Source organism: Streptomyces sp. NPDC029466 (assembly GCF_055574515.1).
Window position 1 is genome coordinate 34,981 of the sequence record NZ_JBVHZH010000011.1, and the last position, 26,946, is coordinate 61,926.

At 69.3% G+C, this 26,946-nt stretch carries 25 protein-coding genes; 13 read left to right on the plus strand and 12 right to left on the minus strand.

What is annotated here, in order from left to right; all coding sequences use genetic code 11:
- Nucleotides 1-21 precede the first annotated feature (21 nt).
- The 3 genes from ACZ4XD_RS11680 to ACZ4XD_RS11690 form a co-directional block, all read right to left on the minus strand.
- Nucleotides 22-1,281: an MFS transporter gene (locus ACZ4XD_RS11680; protein ID WP_468040787.1), complete on the minus strand. Its 1,260-nt coding sequence runs from the start codon at nt 1,279-1,281 to the stop codon at nt 22-24.
- Nucleotides 1,282-1,359: 78 nt separating this feature from the next.
- Nucleotides 1,360-2,442 (minus strand): inositol-3-phosphate synthase, encoded by a 1,083-nt coding sequence (locus tag ACZ4XD_RS11685; protein WP_468040791.1) that lies wholly within the window; start codon nt 2,440-2,442, stop codon nt 1,360-1,362.
- Between the two features lie 46 nt (nt 2,443-2,488).
- Complete coding sequence (locus ACZ4XD_RS11690) at nt 2,489-3,169, minus strand: PadR family transcriptional regulator (RefSeq protein WP_467154567.1); 681 nt, start codon at nt 3,167-3,169, stop codon at nt 2,489-2,491.
- A 361-nt stretch (nt 3,170-3,530) separates the two neighbouring features.
- Between ACZ4XD_RS11690 and ACZ4XD_RS11695 the strand changes: the two genes are divergently transcribed.
- Nucleotides 3,531-6,185: a transglycosylase domain-containing protein gene (locus ACZ4XD_RS11695; protein ID WP_468040794.1), complete on the plus strand. Its 2,655-nt coding sequence runs from the start codon at nt 3,531-3,533 to the stop codon at nt 6,183-6,185.
- Nucleotides 6,186-6,307: 122 nt separating this feature from the next.
- The gene (locus ACZ4XD_RS11700; protein ID WP_468040796.1) at nt 6,308-7,789 is read left to right on the plus strand and encodes a glycosyltransferase family 87 protein; all 1,482 of its coding nucleotides are present in this window, start codon (nt 6,308-6,310) and stop codon (nt 7,787-7,789) included.
- A 93-nt stretch (nt 7,790-7,882) separates the two neighbouring features.
- Here the strand turns inward: ACZ4XD_RS11700 and ACZ4XD_RS11705 are convergent, their stop codons facing one another.
- From ACZ4XD_RS11705 to ACZ4XD_RS11715, 3 genes are all read right to left on the minus strand, one after another.
- Entirely contained in the window at nt 7,883-8,914 is a 1,032-nt protein-coding gene (locus tag ACZ4XD_RS11705; protein WP_468040799.1) for an alanine racemase, read from the minus strand.
- A 62-nt stretch (nt 8,915-8,976) separates the two neighbouring features.
- Nucleotides 8,977-10,095: a lipid II:glycine glycyltransferase FemX gene (locus ACZ4XD_RS11710; protein ID WP_042150956.1), complete on the minus strand. Its 1,119-nt coding sequence runs from the start codon at nt 10,093-10,095 to the stop codon at nt 8,977-8,979.
- Between the two features lie 123 nt (nt 10,096-10,218).
- Nucleotides 10,219-10,533, minus strand: coding sequence for a hypothetical protein (locus ACZ4XD_RS11715; protein WP_042150954.1), 315 nt, complete (start codon nt 10,531-10,533; stop codon nt 10,219-10,221).
- A 228-nt stretch (nt 10,534-10,761) separates the two neighbouring features.
- Here ACZ4XD_RS11715 and rpsF point away from each other — a divergent pair, with 228 nt between their 5' ends.
- The 4 genes from rpsF (at nt 10,762) to rplI (ending at nt 12,531) form a co-directional block, all read left to right on the plus strand.
- Nucleotides 10,762-11,052 (plus strand): 30S ribosomal protein S6, encoded by a 291-nt coding sequence (gene rpsF / locus ACZ4XD_RS11720; protein ID WP_006604399.1) that lies wholly within the window; start codon nt 10,762-10,764, stop codon nt 11,050-11,052.
- Between the two features lie 82 nt (nt 11,053-11,134).
- Entirely contained in the window at nt 11,135-11,722 is a 588-nt protein-coding gene (locus ACZ4XD_RS11725) for a single-stranded DNA-binding protein (protein ID WP_468040804.1), read from the plus strand.
- A 107-nt stretch (nt 11,723-11,829) separates the two neighbouring features.
- Nucleotides 11,830-12,066 carry a 30S ribosomal protein S18 gene (gene rpsR, locus ACZ4XD_RS11730; RefSeq protein ID WP_003978893.1) on the plus strand — a complete coding sequence of 79 codons (237 nt, stop codon included), beginning with the start codon at nt 11,830-11,832 and terminating at the stop codon, nt 12,064-12,066.
- Between the two features lie 18 nt (nt 12,067-12,084).
- A complete protein-coding gene (gene rplI / locus ACZ4XD_RS11735; protein ID WP_397976417.1) occupies nt 12,085-12,531 on the plus strand; it encodes a 50S ribosomal protein L9 in 447 nt (148 codons plus the stop codon).
- Between the two features lie 79 nt (nt 12,532-12,610).
- Here rplI and ACZ4XD_RS11740 read toward each other — a convergent pair whose 3' ends face one another.
- Together ACZ4XD_RS11740 and ACZ4XD_RS11745 are read right to left on the minus strand one after the other, a co-directional pair.
- Nucleotides 12,611-13,459, minus strand: coding sequence for a trypsin-like serine peptidase (locus ACZ4XD_RS11740; RefSeq protein ID WP_468040808.1), 849 nt, complete (start codon nt 13,457-13,459; stop codon nt 12,611-12,613).
- A 65-nt stretch (nt 13,460-13,524) separates the two neighbouring features.
- Entirely contained in the window at nt 13,525-14,862 is a 1,338-nt protein-coding gene (locus ACZ4XD_RS11745; RefSeq protein ID WP_468040812.1) for an MATE family efflux transporter, read from the minus strand.
- Between the two features lie 476 nt (nt 14,863-15,338).
- On the opposite strand from ACZ4XD_RS11745, the gene dnaB reads away from it, so the two are divergent.
- On the plus strand, nt 15,339-16,799 hold the full coding sequence (dnaB, locus tag ACZ4XD_RS11750; protein WP_042150942.1) for a replicative DNA helicase: 1,461 nt from the start codon (nt 15,339-15,341) through the stop codon (nt 16,797-16,799).
- Between the two features lie 45 nt (nt 16,800-16,844).
- Here dnaB and ACZ4XD_RS11755 read toward each other — a convergent pair whose 3' ends face one another.
- A complete protein-coding gene (locus ACZ4XD_RS11755) occupies nt 16,845-17,852 on the minus strand; it encodes a GNAT family N-acetyltransferase (protein WP_468040815.1) in 1,008 nt (335 codons plus the stop codon).
- A gap of 149 nt (nt 17,853-18,001) precedes the next feature.
- Here ACZ4XD_RS11755 and ACZ4XD_RS11760 point away from each other — a divergent pair, with 149 nt between their 5' ends.
- Together ACZ4XD_RS11760 and ACZ4XD_RS11765 are read left to right on the plus strand one after the other, a co-directional pair.
- Complete coding sequence (locus ACZ4XD_RS11760) at nt 18,002-18,541, plus strand: GNAT family N-acetyltransferase (protein WP_468040818.1); 540 nt, start codon at nt 18,002-18,004, stop codon at nt 18,539-18,541.
- 215 nt (nt 18,542-18,756) lie between these two features.
- Nucleotides 18,757-19,602 carry a helix-turn-helix transcriptional regulator gene (locus ACZ4XD_RS11765; protein ID WP_468040822.1) on the plus strand — a complete coding sequence of 282 codons (846 nt, stop codon included), beginning with the start codon at nt 18,757-18,759 and terminating at the stop codon, nt 19,600-19,602.
- 87 nt (nt 19,603-19,689) lie between these two features.
- On the opposite strand, the gene ACZ4XD_RS11770 is transcribed toward ACZ4XD_RS11765, so the two are convergent.
- Nucleotides 19,690-20,655: an NADP-dependent oxidoreductase gene (locus tag ACZ4XD_RS11770; protein ID WP_468040825.1), complete on the minus strand. Its 966-nt coding sequence runs from the start codon at nt 20,653-20,655 to the stop codon at nt 19,690-19,692.
- Between the two features lie 141 nt (nt 20,656-20,796).
- Here ACZ4XD_RS11770 and ACZ4XD_RS11775 point away from each other — a divergent pair, with 141 nt between their 5' ends.
- From ACZ4XD_RS11775 to ACZ4XD_RS11790, 4 genes are all read left to right on the plus strand, one after another.
- A complete protein-coding gene (locus tag ACZ4XD_RS11775) occupies nt 20,797-21,771 on the plus strand; it encodes a GlxA family transcriptional regulator (RefSeq protein ID WP_468040828.1) in 975 nt (324 codons plus the stop codon).
- 116 nt (nt 21,772-21,887) lie between these two features.
- Nucleotides 21,888-23,336 (plus strand): serine hydrolase domain-containing protein, encoded by a 1,449-nt coding sequence (locus tag ACZ4XD_RS11780; protein ID WP_468040831.1) that lies wholly within the window; start codon nt 21,888-21,890, stop codon nt 23,334-23,336.
- 92 nt (nt 23,337-23,428) lie between these two features.
- Complete coding sequence (locus ACZ4XD_RS11785) at nt 23,429-24,574, plus strand: pyridoxal-phosphate-dependent aminotransferase family protein (RefSeq protein WP_468040835.1); 1,146 nt, start codon at nt 23,429-23,431, stop codon at nt 24,572-24,574.
- Nucleotides 24,575-25,049: 475 nt separating this feature from the next.
- On the plus strand, nt 25,050-25,796 hold the full coding sequence (locus tag ACZ4XD_RS11790; RefSeq protein WP_468040837.1) for a TetR/AcrR family transcriptional regulator: 747 nt from the start codon (nt 25,050-25,052) through the stop codon (nt 25,794-25,796).
- A 33-nt stretch (nt 25,797-25,829) separates the two neighbouring features.
- Here the strand turns inward: ACZ4XD_RS11790 and ACZ4XD_RS11795 are convergent, their stop codons facing one another.
- Both ACZ4XD_RS11795 and ACZ4XD_RS11800 read right to left on the minus strand, forming a co-directional pair.
- Nucleotides 25,830-26,282, minus strand: a complete 453-nt coding sequence (locus tag ACZ4XD_RS11795) for a GNAT family N-acetyltransferase (RefSeq protein ID WP_468040839.1) — start codon at nt 26,280-26,282, stop codon at nt 25,830-25,832.
- Nucleotides 26,283-26,377: 95 nt separating this feature from the next.
- Nucleotides 26,378-26,905: a MarR family winged helix-turn-helix transcriptional regulator gene (locus ACZ4XD_RS11800; RefSeq protein WP_468040842.1), complete on the minus strand. Its 528-nt coding sequence runs from the start codon at nt 26,903-26,905 to the stop codon at nt 26,378-26,380.
- Between the last annotated feature and the right edge of the window lie 41 nt (nt 26,906-26,946).

Here is a 26,946-nt window from a genome sequence, read left to right on the forward strand (position 1 = left end):
TGGACGGCGAGAGACGGCTGCCTAACCGCGCCCCGAGCGGACCGTGGCCACGGCGATCAGTGCGTAGAGCACCGTCACCATGCCGAGCAGGGCGGCGGACCGGCCGTCCGGAGGCAGCATGAGGGCCGCGACCGCGGCGGCACCGACGAACGCGACGTTGAAGAGCACGTCGTAAATGGCGAAGGACCGGCCGCGGAAGGCGTCATCGACCGTCGACTGCACGATCGTGTCCGTGGAGATCTTGGTTCCCTGGGTGCTCAGACCGAGTACGAACGCGGCGGCCAGCATCGGACCCGGCGCGAAGAACAGCCCGAGAGACGGCAGCAGTACCGCGCCCAGTGCCGCGCAACCTGCGATCCAGCCGAACGGGGTGAGCCGCTCGACGGCCCAGGGCGTGACGAGCGCGGCCGAGAAGAAGCCAGCCCCCGAGACGCCAAGGGTGATCCCGAGCAGCGCCAGGCCCTCGGACTCGGTCTCGGCCCAGGAGTACCGGCACAGCATCAGCACCATCACCGTCAGCGCCCCGTAGCAGAAACGCATCAGGGTCATCGCGATCAGTGCACGGGCCGGGGTGCGCCGCTCGGCGAGATGGCGCAGCCCTTCCCACAGCCCGCGCGCGGTGCTCAACAGGGCTTCCCGCAGGTGTGGTTGGAGACGATCGGGGTCGGGGCCGAGCAGCTGTGGGCCCATGCGCAGCGCGGTCAGGGCCGAACAGAAATAGAGGGCCGCGGCGAGCAGCACGACAAAGGCGTCCACATCCGAGCCCGCCAGCCGGACGGCGAAGGCGAGCCCCCCGCCCGCCGTCGCGGCGAGCGTGCCGGCCGTGGGGGTGAGGGAGTTGGCCATGACCAGCTGCTGTTCACCGTCGACCACGCGTGGGAGCGCGGCCGAGAGCCCGGCAAGGACGAAGCGGTTCACGGCGGTCACGGAGAGGGCCGAGGCATAGAAGAGCCAGTCGGGGGCTTTCGACGCGATCAGCGTCGCGGTGGCCATCGCCAGCAGGGCGCGCAGCAGATTGCCGTACAGCAGGACCTGCCGGCGCCGCCAGCGGTCGAGCAGCACGCCGGTGAACGGCCCGAGGAGCGAGTACGGGAGCAGCAGGATCGCCATGGCGGAGGCGATGGCCGCGGGTGATGTCTGCTTCTCGGGCGAGAAGACGACGAAGGTGGCGAGCGCGACCTGGAAGACCCCGTCGGCCGCCTGGGACAGGAGCCGTGCGGCAAGGAGCGAACGGAAGTCGCGTAGCCGGAGTAATACGCGAAGGACGCGCACAGCATGCATGAGGCACAGCCTCACACAGCCCGCAGGCCCCCGGGCGGAATACCCGGGGGCCTGCGGAGGGAGCGTGCGTCGGGCGGCTCAGCGCTCGACGTCGCCGTTGATGAACTTCTCGACGTTCTCCCGTGCCTCGTCGTCGAAGTACTGCACCGGCGGCGACTTCATGAAGTACGAGGACGCGGAGAGCACCGGGCCGCCGACACCGCGGTCCTTGGCGATCTTCGCGGCACGCAGGGCGTCGATGATGACACCCGCGGAGTTCGGGGAGTCCCAGACCTCGAGCTTGTACTCCAGGTTCAGCGGGACGTCACCGAAGGCGCGGCCTTCGAGGCGGACGTAGGCCCACTTGCGGTCGTCCAGCCAGGCCACGAAGTCCGAGGGGCCGATGTGGACGTTGTCCTCACCCATCTCCCGGTCCCGGATCTGGGAGGTGACGGCCTGGGTCTTGGAGATCTTCTTGGACTCCAGGCGCTCGCGCTCGAGCATGTTCTTGAAGTCCATGTTGCCGCCGACGTTCAGCTGCATCGTGCGGTCCAGGATGACGCCCCGGTCCTCGAAGAGCTTGGCCATCACACGGTGCGTGATCGTGGCGCCGACCTGCGACTTGATGTCGTCACCGACGATCGGGACACCGGCCTCGGTGAACTTGTCCGCCCACTCCTTGGTGCCGGCGATGAAGACCGGGAGGGCATTGACGAACGCGACCTTGGCGTCGATGGCGCACTGGGCGTAGTACTTCGCGGCGTCCTCGGAGCCCACCGGGAGGTAGCAGACCAGCACATCGGCCTGCGTGTCCTTGAGGGCCTGGACGATGTCGACCGGAGCCTCGGGAGACTCCTCGATCGTCTGGCGGTAGTACTTGCCCAGGCCGTCGAGGGTGTGACCGCGCTGGACCTGCACACCGGTGTTCGGCACGTCGCAGATCTTGATGGTGTTGTTCTCGCTGGCGCCGATGGCATCCGCGAGGTCGAGCCCGACCTTCTTGGCGTCGACGTCGAAGGCAGCCACGAACTCGATGTCACGCACGTGGTAGTCGCCGAACTGCACGTGCATGAGGCCGGGCACGCGGCTCTTCGGGTCGGCGTCCTTGTAGTACTCGACGCCCTGTACCAGCGAGGCGGCGCAGTTGCCCACGCCGACGATGGCTACGCGAACCGAACCCATTCCGGTTGCTCCCTGTGTTCTCGATGAGGCTCCGCACAGCAGAGCCTCATGTGGTGGTGTCATCGGACGGATCCGGCCGGGATCCACCCCGGTGCCGGGGCAGGCCGCCCGTATCTCCTGACTGGTTCTTCTTGTCCTGCGCTGCGGAACCCGTGGGGCGCTGATCACGCCCGGCACGCTCACTCTCGATGAGCTCGTTCAGCCAACGGACTTCGCGCTCCACGGATTCCATACCGTGCCGCTGAAGTTCGAGGGTGTAGTCGTCCATGCGCTCGCGGGACCTGGCCAAGGAGGTACGCATCCTCTCAAGACGCTCCTCCAGCCGGCTGCGGCGGCCTTCCAGCACGCGCATCCGTACGTCCCGCGAGGTCTGGCCGAAAAACGCGAAGCGCACACCGAAGTGCTCGTCCTCCCACGCATCCGGGCCGGAGTGGGCGAGCAGCTCCTCGAAGTGTTCTTTGCCCGCTGCGGTCAATCGGTAGACGATTTTGGCTCGGCGCCCTGTCAGAGCCGCGGCGGGTACGCCCTCCGGGGCGCCGTCCGTCTCCTCGATCAGCCAGCCGCTCGCGACCAGTGCCTTGAGGCAGGGGTAGAGGGTGCCGTAGCTGAACGCACGGAAGACCCCGAGCGAGGTGTTGAGCCGTTTTCGCAGCTCATAGCCGTGCATCGGGGACTCGCGGAGCAGGCCGAGGACGGCGAACTCGAGGATGCCGGAGCGTCTGCTCATCCTCCGCCTCCTTGGTCCGGTGCGTTCTTTATGTCGTGCTGATGTATCGACTCGATACATCCAGACGATAGAACGGCCACCTGGGCGGAACAAGAGGGGGCACGGTGAACGGCATCACATCACCGAATCGTTCTCATCAACCTGACTGATTTGGAGTGAATTTCAACACTGGGCAGGTTTTGGCCGTGCGTAGTCTGTGCGGCATGCAGACTGCCGGGAACCGTGGGCCTATATCTGGCGTCCTCATCCTCGGTGTAGTGCGGCTCGCGCCTCAGGAGCGGGCCGTGCATCGGGGGGACCTGAAGACAACTGCCGCCTTCAGGCGACGAGAAAGCGCGCCTGCCCGAGGAGTATTCGTTCCATGAGCGAGCACCGTCGCAAACCGCCACAGCCGCAGAGTGGCGGACGTGCCGCGGCCCGACGCGCCGCACAGCAGCCATCAGGGCGCCGTGCCGCCCCTTCCCGTGGCTCCGCTGCCGGTCCCGCCTCTCACTCCGAGTCGTCCGGCTACGAGCCGCGGCAGGGCGGGCGCGCCGACGCCCGGAGAGCCGCCCAGCGCGGCGGCCGCCGGCGGTCGTCCGATGCCGCGATGGCCTCCGGTGATGGCGCCGGAGGCCGTGGTGGCGGTGGCCGTAGAGGCGGTGGCGGCGGTGGTCCCGAGGGAGGCCGCGGACGCGGTCACGGCGGCGGGAAGCCCGCCAAGAAGCGCTTCATCGATTACCCGCGTGCCAACCGCGTGGGCTGGCGGCGCTTTGTCCCGTCGTGGAAGCAGGTCACGACCCTGTGCATCGGATTCATAGGGTTGATCGTCGGTGCCTCCGGCGTCGCACTGGCCCTGGTGAACGTGCCCAGCGAGAGTGACGCCGCCAAGTCGCAGAACAACGTCTACCTCTGGTCTGACGGCAAGGTCATGGCGCGGGACGGTGAGACGAACCGGCAGAACGTCACGATCAACGAGATTCCGCTCGAGATGCAGAAGGCGGCCATCGCCGCGGAGAACGCGTCGTTCCGGACGGACTCGGGTGTGGACCCGATGGGCATCGCGCGTGCTGTGGTCAACATGGCCAGGGGCGGTGAGACCCAGGGCGGATCGACCATCACTCAGCAGTACGTGAAGAACGCGATGCTGAGCCAGGAGCAGACCCTTGACCGTAAGTTCAAGGAGCTGTTCATCGCGATCAAGGTCGGTTGGTCGAAGAGCAAGGACCAGATCCTTCAGGGGTATCTGAACACCAGCTACTACGGCCGCGGGGCGTACGGGATCCAGGCAGCGGCTCAGGCGTACTACGGAGTGGACGCCGGAAAGCTGAACGCGAACCAGAGCGCCTTCCTGGCCACCGTGCTCAAGGGCGCGGATCTGTACGACCCGGCGGGTGGTACCAGCCCGGGGGCCACGAAGGCGGCGAACACCAAGCGCGCCAAGGCGCGGTGGTCCTGGATTCTCGACCGGGAGGTCGAGAACCACCTCATGACCAAGGCGGAGCGGGATAAGTACCGGGGGCACTTCCCCATGCCGAAGCTGCCGAAGCCGGTCGCCGGCAAGAGCGGTCAGATCGGCTACATGATGGACACCGCGAAGAAGTACGTGCTGAAGCACTCGGGTCTCAGCGAAGCCCAGTTCGACAAGGGCGGCTACACGATCCGCACGACCTTCAGCTCGAAGAAGACCACCGACCTCGAAAACGCGGTCAAGAAGGTCAACAAGCGGTACATCAACCCCGATAAGCGTGCGAAGGACAAATTCGTCCAGTTCGGCGGGGCCTCAGTGGTGCCGGGAGACGGCAAGATCGTCGCCCTGTACGGCGGTGAGGGCTACGACAAGGGGCACTTCAGCAACAACGCGGACACCTTCGGTGTGCCGGTGGGCTCGACCTGGAAGCCGTTCGTGCTCGCGGCGGCGATGAAGTACGGAACGGTCAAGAGCCATGGGGTACCGGTCAGGCAGGACAGCCGGTACAACGGCGATGACCACCTCAAGGTGAAGGACGCCCTGGGGAATTACGTCCGGAGGCGGGACAACTCGCTCTTTTATCAGGAGAACGAGAGCAACCATCCCTGGGGCTACATCTCGTTGACCAAGGCGATGGAGCAGTCCGTCAACACTCCGTTCGTGCAGCTCGGTATGGATGTCGGGATGAAGAAGGTCCGGGACATGGCGGAGGCCGCCGGTATCTCGGAGGCCAGCTTCGACAAGAACCTGAACCCGTCCTTCGCGCTGGGCACCTCCACACCGAGCGCGATCCGTATGGCCGATGCGTATGCCACCTTCGCCCAGTCCGGGACGAAGGTGGAGCCCTATTCGGTGACGAAGGTGACGTACAAGGGCCAGGACCTCGAGGGCTTCGACAAGCCCCAGAGCGAAACGGCGATGGATGCCAACGTCGCCAACAACGTGACCAAGGTGCTGGAAAACGTCATCGACAACGGCACGGCGACGGAAGCCAAGCGGCTGGGCATGCCGGCCGCTGGGAAGACCGGTACCACCGACGAGAACAAGTCGGCCTGGTTCGTGGGCTACACCAAGCAGCTGTCGACGGCCATCACGATGTTCCGTGAGGACGCGGGGAATCCGCGCCAGCTGTCCATGAACGGTGTCGGCGGCTTTGACTCGATCCATGGTGGTGCGCTGCCCACCGAGGTCTGGACCGAGTACATGCTCCAGGCGATGAAGGGCGTCACCCCGGAGTCCTTCCCGCCGGCCACGCCCGTCGGACAGCGGCTGGACCAGGAGGGCATGCCGACGCCGACGCCGACTCCTACGCCGTCGGACACGCCGTCGAGCTCGCCGTCGGAGTCTCCCAGCGAGTCCGCTCCCCCGACGAACTCTCCGAGCCCGACCCCGACCGACAGCTGTTCCCCCTGGGACCTGAACTGCCGGAACAGCGGTGGGGGCGGCAATGGCGGCGGTAACGGAAATGGCGGAGGTGGCGCCGGTGGCCCTGGTGGCACGAGCCCGACGCCTGAGCCGACGGAGCCGACGGACAGTGGAGGCTGGCTCGGCGGCCCGACCGGCTGACCGTTTCACGTGAAACGCGCTGAAAGTTTCACGTGAAACGGGGAGCAACGAAGCCCTCGCCCGGATTGACCGGGCGGGGGCTTCGCCGTTTTCTGGCCACGGTCGTACGGCAGGATGGGGCCATGACGAGCGTGCGACGGGATGATCCGGTACGGCCGACGAAGCAGGATGAGGTGGCGGCGGCCGGCAGCGAGCTGATCGGGGGGCCGATCGGCCGACACGCACTGCTCGGGGTGCACTGGCTGACGCCGGTGCGGATCATCGCGCTTGTCGCCATCGGCATGTTCGCGCTCGGCATGGTGCAGAAGCTGCCCTGCTACAACGGCGGCTGGTTCTTCGGCGCCACGAGCCAGTACACGCACGCCTGCTACTCCGATATCCCGCATCTCTATGCGGGGCGGGGCTTCGCCGACGGTCTGATCCCGTATTTCGACCGGCTGCCGGGCGATATGGAGTATCTCGAGTACCCCGTGCTCACCGGAGTCTTCATGGAGGTCGCCTCCTGGATGACTCCGCACGGCGGGGGAATCCAGCACCGCGAACAGATCTACTGGCTGGTCAACGCCGGCATGCTGATGATCTGTGCCGCTGTCGTCGCCGTGTGTGTGGCCCGCACCCACCGCCGCCGCCCCTGGGACGGCCTCCTGGTCGCCCTGGCGCCCGCCGCCGCCCTCACCGCCACCATCAACTGGGATCTCCTGGCGATCGCCCTGACGGCCGCCGGGATGCTGATGTGGTCACGCAGCCGCCCGCTGGCGGCCGGCATCCTCATCGGGCTGGCCACCGCGGCGAAGCTGTACCCGGTGCTGCTGCTGGGCCCGCTGCTGGTGCTGTGCTGGCGCGCGGGCGCCTGGCGTGCGTTCCGGAAGGCGTTGACCGGTGCCGTCGCGTCCTGGCTGGTGGTGAACCTGCCGGTAATGATCACGCATGATGCCGGGGGCTTCCACATTCGGGAGGGCTGGGCGAAGTTCTACACCTTCAGCCAGGAACGGCCCATCGACTTCGGTTCGATCTGGCTGCTGATCTCGCAGCGCACCGGGAACCCCTTGGAGAACGCCAATACCTACGCCACGCTGCTGATGATCGTGGGCTGTGGCGCCATCGGCCTGCTGACGCTCTACGCACCGCGCCGTCCGCGCTTCGCACAGCTCGCGTTCCTCGTCGTCGCGCTGTTCATCCTCACCAACAAGGTCTACTCGCCGCAGTACGTCCTGTGGCTGACCCCGCTCGCCGCGCTGGCCCGGCCGCGCTGGCGGGACTTCCTGATCTGGCAGGCCTGCGAGGTCATGTACTTCATCGGGATCTGGACGTACCTTGCCTACACCGGAAGCGGCGACAAGCACCAGGGGCTGCCGACGGAGGGCTACCAACTGGCCATCGCCCTGCACCTCTTGGGCACGCTCTACCTGTGTGCCCTGGTCGTACGGGACATCCTGATGCCCGAGCGCGATGTGGTCCGCAGGGACGGGGACGACGATCCCTCGGGTGGCGTGCTGGACCGCAGCCCCGATGTGTTCGTGCTCGGGCGGGCCTACCACCCGCCCCGGCATGCGGTGCAGTTCCAGGCGACGCCACAGGTGCGCTGGGGCGTCGTACGGGACTGAGCGGCCCCCCGCCGGCAACGCACCGGGCCCGGTGCCGCAGAGAAGGTCTGCGGCACCGGGCCCTTGGCTTGTCTGCGTCGTGGCTCGGCCGGGTCAGCGGTCCACGAGGCGGTCGAACTGCGTGGTGGTGTGCCGCAGATGGGCCACCAGCTCCTCGCCGACCTGCGGCTGCGGGGCATCCCCCGGCACGAACAGGATCGACACCTGCATGTGCGGGGGCTCCGCGAACCAGCGCTGCTTCCCGGCCCACACATAGGGCGCGAGATTACGGTTCACGGTCGCCAGGCCGGCCCGGGCCACGCCCTTGGCGCGCGGCATCACACCGTGCAGCGCCTTGGGTGACTCCAGCCCGACACCGTGCGAGGTGCCGCCCGCCACCACGACCAGGTAGCCGTCGGAGGCCGCCTTCTGCTGGCGGTAGCCGAAGCGCTCGCCCTTGGCGACCCGGGTGACATCCAGCACCGCACCGCGGTACTCGGTGGCCTCGTGGTCGCCCAGCCACAGCCGGGTTCCGATCCGCGCGCGAAAGCGCGTCTGGGGGAACTGCTGCTGGAGACGGGCGAGCTCATCGGCCTTGAGGTGGCTGACGAACATGGTGTGCAGCGGGAGGCGGGCGGACCGGAGCTGGTCCATCCAGCCGATGACCTCCTCGACCGCGTCGGACCCGTCGGTGCGGTCCAGCGGCAGGTGGATCGCGAAGCCTTCGAGCCGGATGTCCTCGATGGCCGCGGCCAGCTTCGGCAGGTCCTCCGGCTTGACGCCATGGCGCTTCATGCTGCTCATGACTTCAATGACGACCCGGGCTCCGACCAGGCCGCCCACACCCTCGACCGACGACACCGAGCGGATCGCCCGGTCGGGCAGCGGCACCGGCTCCTCACCGTGGCGGAACGGGGTCAGGACGAGCAGATCGCCGCTGAAGAAGTCCTTGATACGGGCCGCTTCGTAGGTCGTTCCGACCGCGAGGATGTCGGCACCGAGGCGGGTCGCCTCGTCGGCAAGGCGCTCATGGCCGAAGCCGTAGCCGTTGCCTTTGCAGACCGGGACCAACCCGGGGAACTGCTGGAGAACGCTCTGCTGATGCGCCCGCCAGCGCGCGGTGTCGACGTAGAGGGTGAGCGCCATGGCCGGGCCCGGAACCTTTCTCGTGGCTGGTGTCTCAGGGGGACGAACGGTGCGGTGGAGCGTCAGCGGCGCGCCATGTAGTAGTCGAATGCCTTGTGCAGCAGCTTGTTGAGCGGGAAGTCCCACTCACCGAGGTACTCCGCTGCCTGCCCACCCGTGCCGACCTTGAACTGGATCAGGCCGAAGAGGTGGTCGTTCTCGTCGAGCGAGTCGCTGATGCCGCGGAGGTCGTAGACGGTGGCGCCGAGCGCGTAGGCGTCCTGAAGCATCTTCCACTGCATCGCGTTGGAGGGCCGGACCTCACGGCCGATGTTGTCCGAGGCACCGTAGGAGTACCAGACGTGTCCGCCGACGACGAGCATCGTCGCGGCCGACAGGTTCACGCCGTCATGACGGGCGAAGTACAGCCGCATGCGGTCGGGGTCCTCGGCGTTGAGGGCCGTCCACATGCGCTGGAAGTACCCCAGCGGACGCGGCCGGAACTGGTCACGCACCGCGGTGATCTCGTAGAGACGCTGCCACTCGGCCAGGTCGTCGTAGCCGCCCTGGACCACCTCGACGCCGGCCTTCTCGGCCTTCTTGATGTTGCGGCGCCACAGCTGGTTGAAGCCCTTGTGGACCTCTTCCAGCGAACGGTCGGCCAGCGGCACCTGGAAGACATAGCGGGGCTGTACGTCGGCGAAGCCGGCGCCGCCGTCCTCGCCCTGCTGCCAGCCCATGCGGCGCAGCTTGTCGGCCACCTCGAAGGCGCGCGGCTCGATGTGGGTCGCCTCGACGTCCCGCAGCCGCTTGACGTCCGGGTTCTGGATGCCGGCCTTGATCGCCGGGGAGTCCCAGCGGCGGATGATGACCGGCGGGCCCATCTTCACGGTGAAGGCACCCTGGTGCTTGAGATGCGCGAGCATCGGCTGCAGCCAGTCCTCCAGATTCGGCGCGTACCAGTTGATGACCGGGCCCTCGGGGAGGTACGCGAGGTAGCGCTTGACCCGGGGGACCTGGCGGTAAAGGACCAGCCCGGCGCCGACCATCTCACCGCTCGGGTCGAACCAGCCCAGGCTCTCCGAACGCCATTCGGCCTTGACGTCCGCCCAGGCAGGGACCTGCATGTGGCTGGCCGCGGGCAGACTCTGGATATATGCCAGATGCTGCTCTCGGCTGATGGTCCTCAGGGTCAGGCTCATGCGGGGCGCTCCTCGGCAGGTGTGTCCCCATGGTCGGGGCTCCGGCTCTCGCGCCGAAGCCTACTGTGACCGTGGAGCGCCCCGTCTGGGCCATACGGGCTGGGGCCCCGTATGCCGCATCGGCTAGCCGATGAGACCGCCGAAGAGGCCGCCGTGTGCCAGGCCGAGGTAGAAGCCGACGGCCGCTGCCCCGAGGCCGATGATCAACAGGAAGCGTTCGCCGGTGGTCGACGAGATGAACTGGCCCCACAGGCCGGTGCCGATCCCGATCAGACCGACCCAGGAGCTGACCAGGTGCAGGCTGGGAGAGAGCGTGGTGAAGATGGCGATCGCGCCGAGCACCACGGTCACGATGGCGAAGGTGTTCTCGACGGGATGCTCCTTGCCGTCGCTGTTGAGAAGCGACAGCAGACTGCGCTGGGTCCGTGCCTGTGCCATGCGGCACCTCCGATGACAAGGCGGCGCACTGTAACGCCGCTCACACCCGTTGTGTTCCAGATTGCGGGGTGGAGCGGACGGATTTCAACCGGAAGGCATCAGCCAGGTACTCTGTACGGTCTGCGCCTATGTCTGTCCGGAGCACCGGACGGGCCGGGTGCGGAACGCATACGACCCTCCTGCCACGGAACGACCGTGGCCGCTGAGTCCAAAGGAGGTGGGTTCTACATGCGTCACTACGAGGTGATGGTCATCCTCGACCCCGATCTCGAGGAGCGCGCTGTCTCCCCGCTGATCGAGAACTTCCTCTCCGTCGTCCGTGAGGGCAACGGAAAGGTCGAGAAGGTCGACACCTGGGGCCGTCGTCGTCTCTCTTACGAGATCAAGAAGAAGCCCGAGGGCATCTACTCGGTCATCGACCTCCAGGCCGAGCCTGCGGTCGTCAAGGAGCTCGACCGTCAGATGAACCTGAACGAGTCGGTCCTCCGGACCAAGGTCCTCCGTCCCGAGACCCACTGAACGCGTCAGCGTCCAGCGGTAACCGGGTTCGAGTAGCAGCAACACCAGCAGCCAGCAGCACACCCGCCGAGAGGTTCCCCTAATGGCAGGCGAGACCGTCATCACGGTTGTCGGCAATCTTGTCGACGACCCCGAGCTGCGCTTCACCCCGTCCGGTGCGGCGGTCGCGAAGTTCCGCGTCGCGTCCACTCCCCGCACCTTCGACCGTCAGACCAATGAGTGGAAGGACGGCGAGAGCCTGTTCCTGACCTGCTCGGTGTGGCGTCAGGCGGCGGAAAACGTCGCCGAGTCCCTTACGCGGGGTACCCGCGTGGTCGTCCAGGGCCGCCTCAAGCAGCGGTCGTACGAGGACCGCGAGGGCGTGAAGCGCACGGTCTACGAGCTCGACGTCGAGGAAGTGGGCGCGAGCCTCAAGAACGCCACGGCCAAGATCACCAAGACCAGCGGTCGTGGTGGCCAGGGCGGCGGCTTCGGCGGCGGTCAGCAGGGTGGCGGCCAGGGTGGCGGCGGCTGGGGCGGCGGCCCCGGCGGCGGTCAGCAGGGCGGCGGAGCTCCTGCCGACGACCCGTGGGCGACCGGCGGCCCGGCCGGCGGTGGCCAGCAGGGTGGCGGCGGCGGTGGCTGGGGCGGTGGCTCCGGCGGCGGCTACTCGGACGAGCCGCCCTTCTAGGTCCGCAGCGGCCCGCCGGGCGCGGTTTCACGTGAAACCGCGTCGTGCGACGGCCGACGGCCTTGAGGGCGTCAGCACAAACTTCTTGAACTCATTGGAGAGAGATAATGGCGAAGCCGCCTGCTCGCAAGCCTAAGAAGAAGGTTTGCGTGTTCTGCAAGGAGAAGATCTCCTACGTCGACTACAAGGACACGAACCTGCTGCGGAAGTTCATCTCCGACCGCGGCAAGATCCGTGCCCGCCGGGTCACCGGCAACTGCACTCAGCACCAGCGTGACGTCGCCACGGCCGTGAAGAACAGCCGTGAGATGGCGCTGCTGCCCTACACGTCCACCGCGCGATAAGGGAAGGGTGACCGAATCATGAAGATCATCCTCACCCACGAGGTCTCCGGCCTCGGCACCGCCGGCGACGTCGTTGACGTCAAGGACGGGTACGCCCGTAACTACCTGGTCCCGCGTGGTTTCGCGATCCGCTGGACCAAGGGTGGCGAGAAGGACGTCGAGCAGATCCGTCGCGGTCGCAAGATCCGCGAGATCGCCACGATCGAGCAGGCCAACGAGATCAAGGGCCAGCTCGAGGGCGTCAACGTGAAGCTGGCCGTCCGTGCCGGCGACGCGGGCCGCCTGTTCGGCTCCGTCACCCCGGCCGACGTCGCCTCGGCGATCAAGGCTGCCGGTGGTCCGGACGTCGACAAGCGCCGTGTCGAGCTCGGTTCGCCGATCAAGACCCTGGGCGCGCACCAGATCTCCGTGCGTCTGCACGCCGAGGTCGTCGCGAAGCTCGGCGTCGAGGTCGTCGCCGCGTAATCGCAGCACCCAGCCGAAGGGCCGCATCCCGTCACCGGGGTGCGGCCCTTCGCCGTGTGCGGAGCGCGGACGGACTGCGTCAGTCCTCGTCCTGGGCGCGTTTGTAGAGCGTGGCGATGTCGTCGTCGAAGTATGCGGCGTAGGAGACATCGTCCTCGTCGCCGCCGCCTTCGTGGCCGCCCAGGACGCCGATGACCGTGCCGGTGTGGCTCCTCGGGTCGTAATCGGCGAGCCAGGGGCTGCCGCTCGTACCGCCCTCGAAGTTGGTGCACCGGATGCGCAGCTGGGTGTTGCTGTATTTCGTGGTGCGGTTCTGGCAGGAGATCGGGGTCTCGCGGCTGGTGGGGTAGCCGGTGATCTTGACCTCGTTGTGGAAGCCACGGTCGATCCCGAGGGTGTTTCCGCCGAGGACGTCCTGGATCTGCTTGCCCTTCTTCTTGTCGAGGATGAGGAAGGCGACATCGAGATCTTCGTCGTTGGACTTGGCCCAGCGGTCGTCAAGGACCACCTTCCTGACCTTCCACAGGCCGGTGGGCTCCTCACCGTTGCGGTAGTCGGGGGCGAAGACCAGGTCGTCCACCGGGGTCTTGCCATCGCTGTCGAAGGCACAGTGCGCCGCGGTGATGAGCATGTTCCGGCCCGGACTCTGCACCACGCTCGCGGTGCAGAAGTGGTCGCCGGTGTCGTCCTTCTCGAAGACCGCACCGACCCGGGCGTTCTGCTCGGTCCGGCGCGGGGTGTAGGCGTTGCCGTCACCGGCCGGGGCCGTCGCGGCGGGATCCTGGTCCTGGGGGTCCTGGCCCGCCTCGCCGGATTTGCCGAAGCTGCTGCGGCCACCGCTGCCGCTGCCGCTGTTCGTATCGGCTTCCTCCGTGGCGTACCCCACCACAGCAGCAGCCACCATGACGACGAACGTCAGGGGCAGCACGGAATTCCTGGCAAGCGAGCGCACAGGGTCATTATCAGCACGCGCTGCGTGTTACGGGAGATGCTTCAACGAGAGGCTCCGGTCACAATCCACCGGCCGGACCGGGTGCGGAGCCACAGGGTCAGCATCCGGACGGTCATCATCAGGGCCATCGCCCACCACAGGGCGACCAGTCCGCCGCCGAGCAGCGGGACGGCCAGCGCCACCGGCGCGAACAGGGCCAGCGTCACGACCATGGCCCAGGCGAGATAGGGCCCGTCCCCCGCGCCCATCAGCACACCGTCGAGGATGAAGACGATGCCGGAGACCGGCTGGGTCACGGCCACCACCAGGAGCGTGCTGAGCAGCGGTCCCTGCACCGCCGGGGCTGCGGTGAACAGCGGGATGAACAGCGGGCGGGCGAGCGCGACCAGCGCACCGAGGACCAGGCCCGCGGCGATGCCCCACTCGACCATGCGGCGGCACGCGGCCCGGGCACCGTCGCGGTCCCCCGCGCCGAGGTAGCGGCCTATGATGGCCTGCCCGGCGATGGCTATCGCGTCCAGCGCGAAGGCCAGCAGGGACCACAGTGTGAGCACGATCTGGTGGGCGGCGATCTCCGCGTCGCCGAGCCGGGCGGCTACCGCGGTGGCGATCATCAGTACCGCGCGCAGCGAGAGCGTACGGACCAGCAGCGGCACGCCGGCCTGGGCCGAGGCACGGATGCCTGCGGCGTCGGGGCGCAGCGTGGCCTCGTGCCGTCGCGCACCGCGGACGACCACGACAAGGTAGGCCGCGGCCATGCCGCACTGGGCAAGGACCGTGCCCCAGGCGGAGCCGGCGATGCCCAGGCCGGCGCCGTAGACCAGGCCGATGTTGAGCGCGGCGTTGGCGGAGAAGCCGCCGACGGCGACATAGAGCGGGGTCCGGGTGTCCTGGAGGCCGCGGAGCACGCCGGTGGCGGCGAGGACGACGAGCATCGCGGGGATGCCGAGCGCGCTGATGCGGAGGTAGGTCGTGGCGTACGGGGCGGCGGTGCCGGACGCGCCGAAGGCCCCGACGAGCCAGGGCGCGGTGGGCAGCACCGCCGCGATGACGGCGGCGCCGAGCAGCAGGGCGAGCCAGATGCCGTCCATGCCCTGGCGGATGGCGGCGGGCAGGTCGCCGGCGCCGACCCGGCGGGCGACCGCGGCGGTGGTGGCGTAGGCGAGGAAGACGAAGACGGAGACGGCGGTGGTCAGCAGGGCGGCGGCGACGCCGAGGCCGGCGAGCTGGGGGGTGCCGAGGTGGCCGATGACGGCGCTGTCGACCATGACGAAGAGGGGTTCCGCGACCAGGGAGCCGAAGGCGGGCAGCGCGAGGGCGATGATCTCGCGGTCATGGCGGCGGCCGGTGCGGCGTGGTGTCGCGGGAGCCTGGGTCATGCGCGCAATCTAATCTTCCACAGGTAAGAGATGCAAACCTTGTGCACTCCTTACTTTCCGCTGTGTGGAGTCCGCTCCCCTGCGCCGTTTGTCGCGATCTTGAACCGCTGGCAGAAGTTTTTCTCCCCCACAGGCTATGGATGAGAAAGGTGCAGGTCAGAGGGTTGAGGGTGGGGTGATTGTGTGCTTGTCCACAGCAGTTTCCCCCGGGCCGTGCACAGGATCCGGGGACTTCTCCACAGCTGAAGGGCAGTCATCCACATGGCCTGTGGATAACCAGATTGGCGGACGGTGCCCACGGGCCTACCGTGGTCCGGCACCCGCCGCCTGTTCCGGCTTGAGAAATCGTCCGAACTCGACGCGCCGTAACCGGAGTCGGGCGTCTCGATTGTCAGAGCTGTGCCGTAAGAAAGAACAGCACAGCAAGGTCCGCGTCGCGGACGGGAGGAGGTGCCGGGGTGAGCATTCCCGAGCCCATGGAAGACCCCTGGGCGGACTCCGGTCCCAGCGACCTGCTGCCGGCCGCCCGCTCCCGGCGCGGCGAGGGCAAGGGCCGCGGCCGCGGCGACCGGCAGGACCGCGACGACGACGGCGGCGGCTCCTGGACCGGTGGCTTCGAGCGGGTCCCCCCGCAGGATCTGGACGCCGAGCAGTCCGTGCTCGGCGGCATGCTGCTGTCCAAGGACGCCATCGCGGACGTCGTCGAGGTCCTCAAGGGCGAAGACTTCTACCGCCCCGCCCATGAGCTCGTCTACCAGGCGATCCTCGACCTGTACGCCAAGGGCGAGCCGGCCGACCCGATCACCATCGCCGCGGAGCTCACCAAGCGCGGCGAGATCGCACGGGTCGGCGGCGCCTCGTATCTGCACACCCTCGTCCAGTCCGTACCGACCGCCGCGAACGCCGAGTATTACGCCGAGATCGTCCATGAGCGTGCCGTGCTGCGCCGCCTGGTCGAGGCCGGCACCCGGATCACGCAGATGGGATACGCCGCGGACGGCGATGTCGACGAGATCGTCAACAGCGCCCAGGCGGAGATCTACGCCGTCACCGAGCAGCGGACCAGTGAGGACTACCTTCCGCTCGGCGACATCATGGAAGGCGCCCTCGACGAGATCGAGGCGATCGGCTCCCGCCAGGGCCAGATGACGGGTGTGCCGACGGGCTTCACCGACCTGGATTCCCTGACCAACGGCCTGCACCCGGGCCAGATGATCGTGATCGCGGCCCGTCCCGCCATGGGTAAGTCGACCCTCGCGCTCGACTTCGCGCGGGCCTGCTCGATCAAGAGCAATCTGCCGAGCGTGATCTTCTCGCTGGAAATGGGGCGCAACGAGATCGCGATGCGTCTGCTGTCCGCCGAGGCGCGGGTCGCGCTGCATCACATGCGTTCCGGCAGCATGACGGACGAGGACTGGACGCGGCTGGCGCGCCGGATGCCGGATGTCTCGGCCGCGCCGTTGTACATCGACGATTCGCCGAACCTGTCGATGATGGAGATCCGCGCGAAGTGCCGCCGGCTCAAGCAGCGCAATGAGCTCAAGCTGGTCGTCATCGACTATCTCCAGCTGATGCAGTCCGGCGGCTCGAAGCGTGCCGAGAGCCGTCAGCAGGAGGTCTCGGACATGTCCCGAAACCTCAAGCTGCTGGCGAAGGAGCTGGAGCTCCCCGTCATCGCGCTCTCCCAGCTGAACCGTGGCCCCGAGCAGCGCACGGACAAGAAGCCGATGGTCTCCGACCTCCGTGAGTCCGGGTCGATCGAGCAGGACGCGGACATGGTCATCCTGCTGCACCGCGAGGACGCCTACGAGAAGGAGTCCCCGCGCGCCGGCGAGGCCGACCTGATCGTGGCCAAGCACCGTAACGGCCCCACGGCCACGATCACGGTGGCGTTCCAGGGCCACTACTCGCGGTTTGTGGATATGGCGCAGACGTGAGGGTGATCGGGGAGATGTCTCCGCCGGCCGAGGCCGTGGACGCTCCTACGTGCCCTGCCCGACGGCCCGTTCCGCGCAGCCTGGCTCCGGCCTGGGCCGCCGCACCGCGGTCCTGGTTCTGATGAGCGGCGCGTTCCGTGTGAACTCCCGGAAGCCGACGCTGTAGTACAGCCCGCGCGCCTGGGGATGCCCCGGCGCACCCAGGCAGGCCACCGTCATATGAGTGGCCCCGGTCGCCCGCGCCAGATGCATCCCGTGCAGCAGCATCGCCCTGGCCAGCCCCAGACGCCGGTAGTCCGGATGCGTCCCGACCGGCTCGAACTCAGCGGTCCTGTTCACTTCGTCGAGCCACATGATCGTCGAGGACGCCATCGTTCCGTCCGGCGCCTCCACCAAGAGGTGCAGGTCGCCGCGGTACCCCGCCGTCTGCCGGACGCCCTGGTAGCCCTCGGCCGTGTACGTCGAGGGAGCCCAGGCGTCCACATGGGCCTGGACCGCGGCCGCCGGCCCGGCCTCGTCGGCAGTGCGGAACCGGAATCCGTCGGGCAGTACCGGCTGTTCCAGGTCGGTGAGGTCCCGCTCGTTGAGCTGGATCCAGGAACCGGTGTCGCCCAGCGAGGCGGGGTCGGTCTCATAGCCGTGCGCTGCCCATCGCTGCAGGGCGAACTCATCGGCGGCGCTCGGCATCACCGTACGCGCGATGCCCGCTGCCGTACCGCCGTACCAGTCGATCACCTCGTCAACCAGCCCGGAGTGGTCGGGATGGACCTGGTACGCCAGATAGGCGCCGGTGACGTCCTGCACCGACCCGTCGCTCCGCCTTACCCGGTGCGGAAGATGGGCCCAGCTCCACGCCACCAAATCCCCGCCGGAGAACCACAGCCGACGCCGCCAGCTCGCGCCGTCGCTCGCGTGCCCCTTGCCCCAGTTCCAGGCCAGTTCGCCGTACGTCGCGTCGCCGTTCACCAGGTCCGGGCGGGTGGCGGTGACACGCTGCGCCAGACCCTGCATCAGCTGCACGTCCGCGGCGGTCACCCGCTCTGAGTTCGCCATAGCGCGCCACTGTGTCAGGACCCTGCAAAGCGGTCGAGCCGTTTTCCGGGGTGATGGCCGGTCGAAGGGCTGAAGCCGGCCGTCGCGGCCGTGGCGGGAAAGCGCCACAACAGCGGGCGTTCGTGGGGCCGCAGTGTGAAGCTCAGGGCATGCCTTCGAAGCCCGAGTCGTCCCCCTGGCCCACGACCCTCAGCACGCCCAGGCTCCTGTTACGTCCTGCGGAGCCCACCGACGTGCAGGAATTCAGCCGGCTCTGGACGGACCCCGAGGTCCGGCGGTTCCTCGGCGGGCCGGTGGCCGAGGAGAAGCTCCGCCTCTACCAGCAGCATTTCGCGAGCCGCCCCAACGTGTTCGCCGTGACCACGCGCAAGGACTTGGCCGTCGTTGGCTCTGCGCTGATCGATTCGGCGTCGCGGTTCGACGACCGGCGGGAGGTCTCCTATGGACTCCTGCCCGAACACTGGGGCCAGGGGTATGCGCGGGAAGCCGTGGCCGCCGTAGTGGAGTGGGCCTTCGTGAACGTCCCCTCGGACGACCCCTCCATCATCGCGGTCACCCAAGAGGCCAACACCCGCTCATGCCGCCTCCTGGAAGCCATCGGTATGCGGCGCATCGACAGCTTCGTCGAGTTCGGTGCACCTCAGGCGCTGTTTTCCGTCGAGCGTCGGAGGCTCCGCAGGGGGCGGTGAGTCCGCAGCGGCGGTGAGTCCGCGGAGTGGCACCCTCCGGTCGCCTCGGTGATCGCCGCGCCCTTGCCGTCAAGTCGTAGCCCCGTCACAGGGGTTGTCCTCCCGGACGATGTCCCCCCCGCGCCTGGACGCGCGGGAAGCCGGTGACCAGGACGCTTCCTGCCTGGGTGTCACACACCCAGGCAGCCCCCCGCTCTCCTCCCTAACCTGGGGGAATGCCCGACAACACCCTGGGAGACTTCCTGCGCGCCCGGCGCTCCGGCCTGCGGCCCGAAGACATCGGTATGGCGAGCTACGGCGTCCGCAGAGTCGCCGGGCTGCGCCGTGAGGAGGTCGCGGTGCTGGCCGGAGTGAACGTCGACTACTACACCCGGCTCGAACAGGGCCGTGAACGCCACCCTTCGCCGCAGGTCCTGGACGCCCTCAGCCGGGCCCTCCACCTCGACACCGACGCTCGCGCCCACCTCCACCGGCTGGCCGGAATCGCGCCGAACGACCGCCCGGCGCGGCAGCGGAACGTGGTCAGCCCGGCGCTGCGCCGGCTCTTGGACGGCTACCCGCACACCCCGGCCTTCGTCGTCAACGGCGCCTTGGACATCCTGGCCGCCAACGCCCTGGCCGACGCGTTGTACTCACCCTTCGACCCGGCGGACAACCTCGCCCGTATGACCTTCCTCGACCCGGCCGCCCGGGACTTCTACACCCGCTGGGACCGGACCGCGCAGGCCACCGTGGCCAACCTTCGTCAGGCGGCCGGGTTCGCTCCCGACGACCCCCGGCTGAACGCGCTCGTCGCCACCCTGACCGAGCGGAGTCCCGCCTTCGCGGCTCTGTGGCAGGCCCATTCCGTGCGCGGCAAGACCCAGGACGCCAAGCTCTTCAACCACCCCGATGTCGGGCCGCTCACCCTCACCTACCAGGCCTTCGACGTCCGCGACGCACCCGGCCAGCAACTCGTCATCTACCACGCCGAACCCGGCAGCCCCGGTGCCGAAGCGCTGTCCCTGCTGGGCGCCCTCAACGCCACCCGACGGCAGACGGCACAAGAACCGCGCTCCTAGGGCGAGTCCGCTGAGGGCGGGGGCCGCCACGACGGCTCTCGCCATGAGCCCGTTGCCGCTGGGCGAAGTGGGGCCTCGATCCCGTCGTCAGGGCGCGACCGTCAGGACGATCTTGCCGGTGGTGCGGCCTGTCTCGCCCAGGGTGTGGGCCTTCGCGGCCTCTTCGAGCGGGAGGACCGTGTCGATGTTGACCTTCAGTTCTCCGGAGGCCACCAGGCCGGCTACGGCTTGCAGGCCGGACCGGTCGGGCTCGACGAGGACGAACACCGCGCGTACCCCTGCCTCGCGCGCCCGGTCGGCGGGGAAGGCGTCGTCCAGCGGCAGGATCGAGACCAGCGAACCGCCGGGACGCAGGGTGCGCAGTGAGCGGGCGCCGTAGTCGCCGCCGATGGTGTCGAGCACGACGTCGACCTCGCCTACCGCGGTCGCGAAGTCCTCTTCCGTGTAGTCGATGAGTTCATCGGCGCCCAGACCACGCAGGAAGTCATGCTTGGCCCGCCGGGCGGTGCCGATCACATACGCGCCGCGGGACTTGGCGATCTGCACCGCGAGATGGCCGACGCCGCCCGCCGCGGCATGGATCAGCACCCGCGCGCCGGGCTGCACGTTCGCGGTGTCGACCAGGGCCTGCCAGGCGGTCAGTGCTGCCAGCGGGAGGGCGGCGCCCCGGACGTGGCCCAGGCCCTCGGGGAGGTGGGCGAACTGGCGCGCCGGAGCGGTGACGTACTCGGCGTAGGCCCCGGCGGGGTGCGGGAAGTGCGGCATGCCGAAGACCTTGTCGCCCGGCTCGAAGAGGGTCACACCGCGGCCGACGGCCTCGACCACACCGGAGACATCGAAGCCCAGGATGAACGGCGGCTCGCTGCCGTTGAGGAACCGGCCGTCGTTCCGCGTCTTCCAGTCGGCCGGGTTGACGCCCGCGGCGTGCACCCGGACCAGGATCTCCGTGGGGCCCGGCACCGGCCGGGCGGTCGTGATCACCTTGAGGACCTCCGGGCCGCCGGCGGTGTCCTGGCTGACGGCCCGCATCTGCGGGGTCCCGGTCTCGGACATGGTGTCTCCTTCATCTGTGCCAAGGGCGGGGGCGGGTGCACGCGCCGCCTGGCGGCCGCGTTTCCCGAGGTGCCGCCAGCTTTCCGCGGCGGCCGGGAGCCCGGCGATGTCCTGATGGCCAACGTTTGAAAGAATCGGGTCATGCATCGCGTCGGAGTGCTCGCCCTGGATGGTGTCGTCCCCTTCGAGTTGGGGATTCCCGCGCGGATCTTCGGCGCCGCACGGGATGCCGCCGGCGAGCCGCTCTACTCCGTCGTCACCTGTAGCCCGCACGGGCGTCCGGTGCGCACCGATGCCGACTACGACATCGCGGTCTCCGCGGACGCCTCCGTCCTCGCGCACGTCGACACCGTCGTCATCCCGCCGGCTCACTCGCCGGACACGCTCCGGGAGGACGGCCGGCTGTCCGATGACGTGCGGGCGGCGCTGGAGCATGTCCGGCCCGGCACCCGGATGGTGGCCATCTGCACCGGTGCCTTCGTCCTCGCCGCGGCCGGGCTGCTCGATCACCGCCCGGCCACCACGCACTGGCGGGAGGCCACCCAGCTGCAACGGCTCTTCACGACCGTACGAGTCGACCCCAATGTGCTGTTCGTCGACGACGGCGATGTCCTCACCTCGGCCGGTGCCGCCGCGGGGGTGGATCTGTGTGTGCATATCGTGCGCCGGGACCACGGCAGCGCCGTCGCCAATGAGGTGGCCCGGCTGTGTGTGGTGCCGCCGTGGCGTGACGGCGGACAGGCACAGTTCATCCGGCAGCCCGTGCCGGAGCCCTCGGCGGGTGGCACCGCCGCCACCCGTGCCTGGGCCCTGGAGCGTCTCGGTGAGCCGCTCACCCTGACCGACCTCGCCGGGCACGCCCGGGTCAGCGTGCGCACCCTCACCCGGCGTTTCCGTGACGAGGTCGGTATGAGCCCTGGTCAGTGGCTCGCCGGACAGCGCATCGAGCGCGCCCGGCATCTGCTGGAGACCACGGACTGGTCGATCGACCTCGTTGCCCATCACGCGGGCTTCGGCACCGGGACTTCTCTGCGCCAGCATCTGCACAGTGCGGTGGGGGTGGCACCGCTGGCCTACCGGCGGACGTTCCGGAGCGCCACGGCGCTGACCGCCTGAGGCGCCGCCGTGGCGGACGAGCAGACGGAACTGGGTGCGGTGGCCGGGTCGGCAGTGCTCCGGTGATGCGGCGAGGATGGGGCCCGCCCGAGCCGGATCCGCTGTTGAGGAGCGCCATGACCATCGCAGAGTCCACGGAGTTTCGCCCTTCCCAGGCCGTCGGCCGGGAGCCGGGCACGGCCGGTGCACCCGATGAGTGGGCTGAGCTGCTGCCGCAGACCAGGCGGGCGTTGCTGCACCGGCTGGCGGTCGGGCAGGCCGAGGGGCGGGCACCGTCGATGACGGGCGCGGTCGTCCGTGGCGGGCGAGCGGTGTGGAGCGGGGCCCGGGGCTCGGTGGAAGGGGAGGCACCGCACGGCGATGTGCAGTACCGGATCGGTTCGCTCACCAAGACCTTCGTCGCCGTGCTGGTGCTGAGGCTGCGGGACGAGGGGCTGCTGCGGCTGTCGGACCCGGTCGGCGCGCATCTGGCGGACACTCCGGTGCCGGACGCGACGATCGTGCAACTGCTCTCCCACAGTGCGGGGTTGGCGGCCGAGCCGCGGGGGCCGTGGTGGGAGCGGACCTCGGGCGAGCTGCGGCCCGAGCCGGCCGACCTCTTCGACGAGCACCCGCAGCGGCATCCGGCCGGCCGGCGGCACCATTACTCCAACGTCGGCTACGCACTGCTCGGCGCGCTGGTCGAACGGCTGCGGGGCGGTCTGCCGTGGGGCGAGGTGCTGCGGCGCGAGGTGCTGGAACCGCTGGGCATGAGCCGTACGACGCTGCGGCCCGAGCGGCCGTACGCGAGTGGCTGGGCGGTGCACCCGTGGGCCGATGCGCTCCTGCCGGAACCGGCCGCGGATACCGGCTTGATGGGCCCGGCCGGGCAGCTGTGGTCGACGCTCCAGGACCTCTGCCGCTGGGCGGCATTCCTGCTGCGGGGCGACGGGCGGGTGCTCGACGCGGCGAGTCTGGCGGAGCTGCGGACACCGGCCGTGCCGCCGGAGAGCGGTGCGTGGGATGCGGGGTACGGGCTGGGAGTGCAGCTCCTGCGGCGGGATGGACGGATGCTGGTCGGGCATCACGGCTCGATGCCCGGGTTCCTCGCGGCGCTGTGGGCCGATGTCGAGGAGGACGTGGCCGCGGTCGTCCTCACCAACTGCACCTCGGGCGCGGCTGCCGGGGCCGTCGCCACCGATCTCACCGGGATCGTCATCGCGCACGAGCCGCGGATCCCCGAGACCTGGCGCCCGCTGCCCGGCCCGCTGGATCCGGAGCTGCTGGCGCTGACCGGACCCTGGTACTGGGGCGCTAACCCCCATGCCCTGCGGCTGCGGGCCGAACGCGGGCTGGAGCTCACCCCGCTGTCCGGGGCGGGGCGCGCCTCGCGGTTCCGGGCAGAGAAGGACGGCACCTGGACCGGACTGGACGGCTATTACGCGGGCGAGACGCTGCGGGTGGGGCGGGGCCGGGACGGTGCGGTGAGCCATCTGGACCTCGGCACCTTCGTGTTCACCCGGGAGCCGTACGAGCCGTCGGCGCCGGTGCCCGGCGGGGTGGATCCGGCCGGCTGGCAGGTCTGAGGCCCGTACGGCGGCGGTCCGGCGCACGGACGTACAGTCGAATCCGATGTCAGGAGCCGCACCGAGTCGGCTCGCTACCGCTGGAAGGCCCTGTGACTGCTGTGTCTGACCCGAGCGCGAACCCCGCCACCCCGGACCTGCTCGACCTGCCTGCGCTGACCGCGGCCCACTTCGCGCGGATCGAGGACAAGGTCGCGGCCCTGATGCGCACCCGCTGCGATGTCGTGGCGATGCAGGGCGAGGCACTGCTGCCGCTGGAGGCCTGTATCCGCTCGGCCGTGCGGCCCGGCAGCACCGCGCTCAACATCATCACCGGTCCGTACGGCGAGACCTTCGGCGGCTGGCTGCGCTCCTGTGGCGCCGAGGTGGTCACCATCACCGCGCCGTTCACGGGCGCGGTCACCCCGCAGCAGGTGGCGGAGGCGTTGCGCGAGCGCCCCGAGATCGACTTCGTGAGCCTGGTGCACGCCGAGGCGGCCACCGGCAACACCAACCCCGTGGCCGAGATCGGCGCGGTGGTGCGGGAGCACGGTGCGCTGCTGATGCTGGACGCGGTCGCCTCGGTGGGCGCCGAGCCGCTGCTCACCGACGAGTGGGGCGTGGACCTCTGCGTGATCGGCGGACAGAAGGCGATGGCCGGACCTGCCGGGGTGTCGGTGGCCTCGGTCAGCGCACGCGCCTGGGAGCGTATCGCCGCCAACGAGCAGGCGCCGCGGCGCTCGTACCTCTCGCTGCTGGACTGGAAGGAGCGCTGGGTCGACGGCGGACGCGCCGCGCTTCCGCATGCTCCGGCGCAGCTGGAGATGCTCGCACTGGAGCAGGCCGCGGACCGTCTGGAGGCCGAGGGCCTGGAGGCGGTCCTCACCCGGCACCGGGCGGCGGCCGCGGCGATCAGGGCCGGTGTGCGGGCGCTGGGCGGGCTGGCTCCGTATGTCCTGCGCGACGAGGACGCGGCGCCGGCCGCCACGACGCTCCGCGCCCCCGAGGGAGTGGATGCCCGGGAGATCGTGACCGCCGCGGTCGCGGTGGACGCGGCGGTGCCGGTGCAGGCCGCGGCGGGCGCACTGGCCAAGGAGATGATCCGGGTGAACCACTATGGCCGCGCCGCCGACCGGGCGGTGGTCACGGCATCCCTCGTGGCGCTGGCGGGTGGGCTGCGCGCCCTGGGCGTGTCCGTGGACGCCGAGGGAGCGGCGCAGGCGGCGGGTGCGGCGTGGGACGCGGTGGTCGCCGGCTGAGCCGAGTGAGCGCCTGACCGCGGGCGCAGTGCCGACGTGGGGTCGTGTTTCACGTGAAACACGACCCCACGCGTATGTCGGGACGCGGCACCGTTTCACGTGAAACGCCTTGTGTGCAGGGGCTGTTGGGGGAGAGCGGGCGAGCTGTCGTACGCCGCGGAGAGGGGCATGGCGACGGTATTGCGGTCGGCGGGACTCTCGTCCCCGTCAGGAGTCGTCCGGTGGCGCGCCCCGGGCTCCGGGGTCAGGCTGGACGCTGGAGACGCCCATCGCGCCGTCGGTCGCGGGTTCCGGGGCGCCGGAGTCGGTCGGTCGCGCGCCGGCTGTCCGCCGGTTGGTGATTCCGGCCGCCGCCGCGACGGCCGAACGCGCTTAACGATCTTGCTCAGGGCTGCCCCTAGAATCGGAATGAGCGACCCGTTTAAAGCACCGGGCGCTTGACCCGGTATCCAGCTCGTTCCCAGGAGGCCCGGCAGTGACGGACGGTGGTGTGACGCCTGCCCGCGCGGATGCGCGGCGCAATAGGGCGCTGGTGCTGCAGGCGGCCCGATTCGCCTTCGAGGAACAGGGGTTGGGGGTTCCGCTCGGGGAGATCGCGCGCCGGGCGGGGGTCGGCGCCGGGACCGTCTATCGCCATTTCCCGTCCAAGGAAGCGCTGTTCAGGGCGACGATCGTGGACCGGATCGAGCTGTTCACGGACACCGCAAGGGACTTGGCCGAGGTTATGGATCCCGGTCCGGTCTTCTTTCGCTTTCTGTCCTCGGTGGTACGGCTCGCGGCACGGAACAAGGCGCTGTGTGACGCGTTGGAAGAGGCCGGCGCGGGCCGCTTCGAGCCGTCACCGGGTGTCGGACAATGTTTCGACGAGGCGCTGGAAGTCCTGCTCAGAAGGGCCCAAGAGGCGGGCGAAGTACGGCCGGACGTCGGGATAACGGAGCTCAGGGCGCTGCTGGTCGGCTGTCTTTCGATGGAGCGGGCCGTGTCGGGAGCCGGTTCCGGGGGCGCGGCTCCGGGCCGGATGACGGCGCTGATGTGTGATGCCCTGCGGACGGAACGCGCCGTAACGGAACTCGAAGCAGAGTCGGTGAAACGTAACGAAGCGCGGTGTGAGGTGTGCGGTGCGTCGATCGCGGCGGCGCGCACGGGGCGGCCCGCGCGCTACTGCGGTGGTGCCTGCCGGCAGAAGGCACACCGAGCGCGGGAGCGTACGCGCCGGACGTGACCGGACCCGGTCGGGCGGCGGCCGTCCCGTTTCTCAGAGCGGGAGCTTGAAGCCCAGGTGAGAGGCCTCGAACCCGAGGCGCTCGTAGAAGCGGTGCGCGTCGATCCGGGTCGCGTCCGACGTCAGCTGCACCATGTGGCAGCCGAGCGTGCGGGATTCGGCGACCGCCCATTCGATGAGCTGGGTGCCGAGTCCCCCGCCGCGCTCGTCGCGGTGGATCCGGACGCCCTCGATGATCGAGCGGGTGGCGCCGCGCCGGGACAGGCCGGGAATGACGGTGAGCTGAAGCGTGCCGACCGTCTGCCCCGCGCGGACCGCGACGACCAGGTGCTGCTGTGGGTCGGCGGCCAGCGTGGCGAACGCGGCACGGTACGGAGTCAGGTCGTCCGGTGACTCGCGGGTGGCGCCCAGGGGGTCGTCGGCGAGCATCGCGACGATGGCGGGAAGATCGGATTCGGTCGCGCGGCGTATCTCGATATCGCTCATGGGCGCGACCTTATGCCGTGCGATCACAGAGGCGGCAGGGAGGCGCTCTTGGCGTCCGTACCGCCGTACGCCCGTCCCTCATGCGCCCGTCGGTGTCACTCCGGTGGCGCGAGGGTCTCGACGGCGGTGACCAGGGGGGCCAGCTCGGGGCGCTGGGCGGCGTCCTTGAGGGCTTCGCGCAGGGCGCCGTTGTGGGTGGGCCGGGCCTCCACCAGGAGCGCGAGGCCGTCGGGCGTCACGTTGGTGTAGATGCCGCGCCGGTCGTCGGGGCACAGATAGCGCGAGAGCAGGCCGCGCTCCTCGAGCCGGGTGACCAGGCGGGTCGTGGCGCTCTGGCTGAGGACGACGGAGTCCGCGACCTGGTGCATCCGCAGATGACCACCCGGCCCGTCGTGCTGCTCGCTGAGCACATTGAGGACCGAGAACTCCCGGACGCTGAGGTCGTGGGCCGACTGAAGCGCGCGTTCGATGTGTGACTCGATACGGCCGTGCAGTGCGGACAGGGCGCACCAGCCCTGCGCCAGGCCGGGGGGCTCCGTCGGAGGGCAGTCGGTCGCGGCCGCTGCCGGCTGCGGGGCCGCCGTCTCCTGCGTGTCCCGCTTTTCCCGTGTCCGCTGCGTCATCCAAGACCTCCTCATGGGGCGCACGACCAGGATAGGCCACC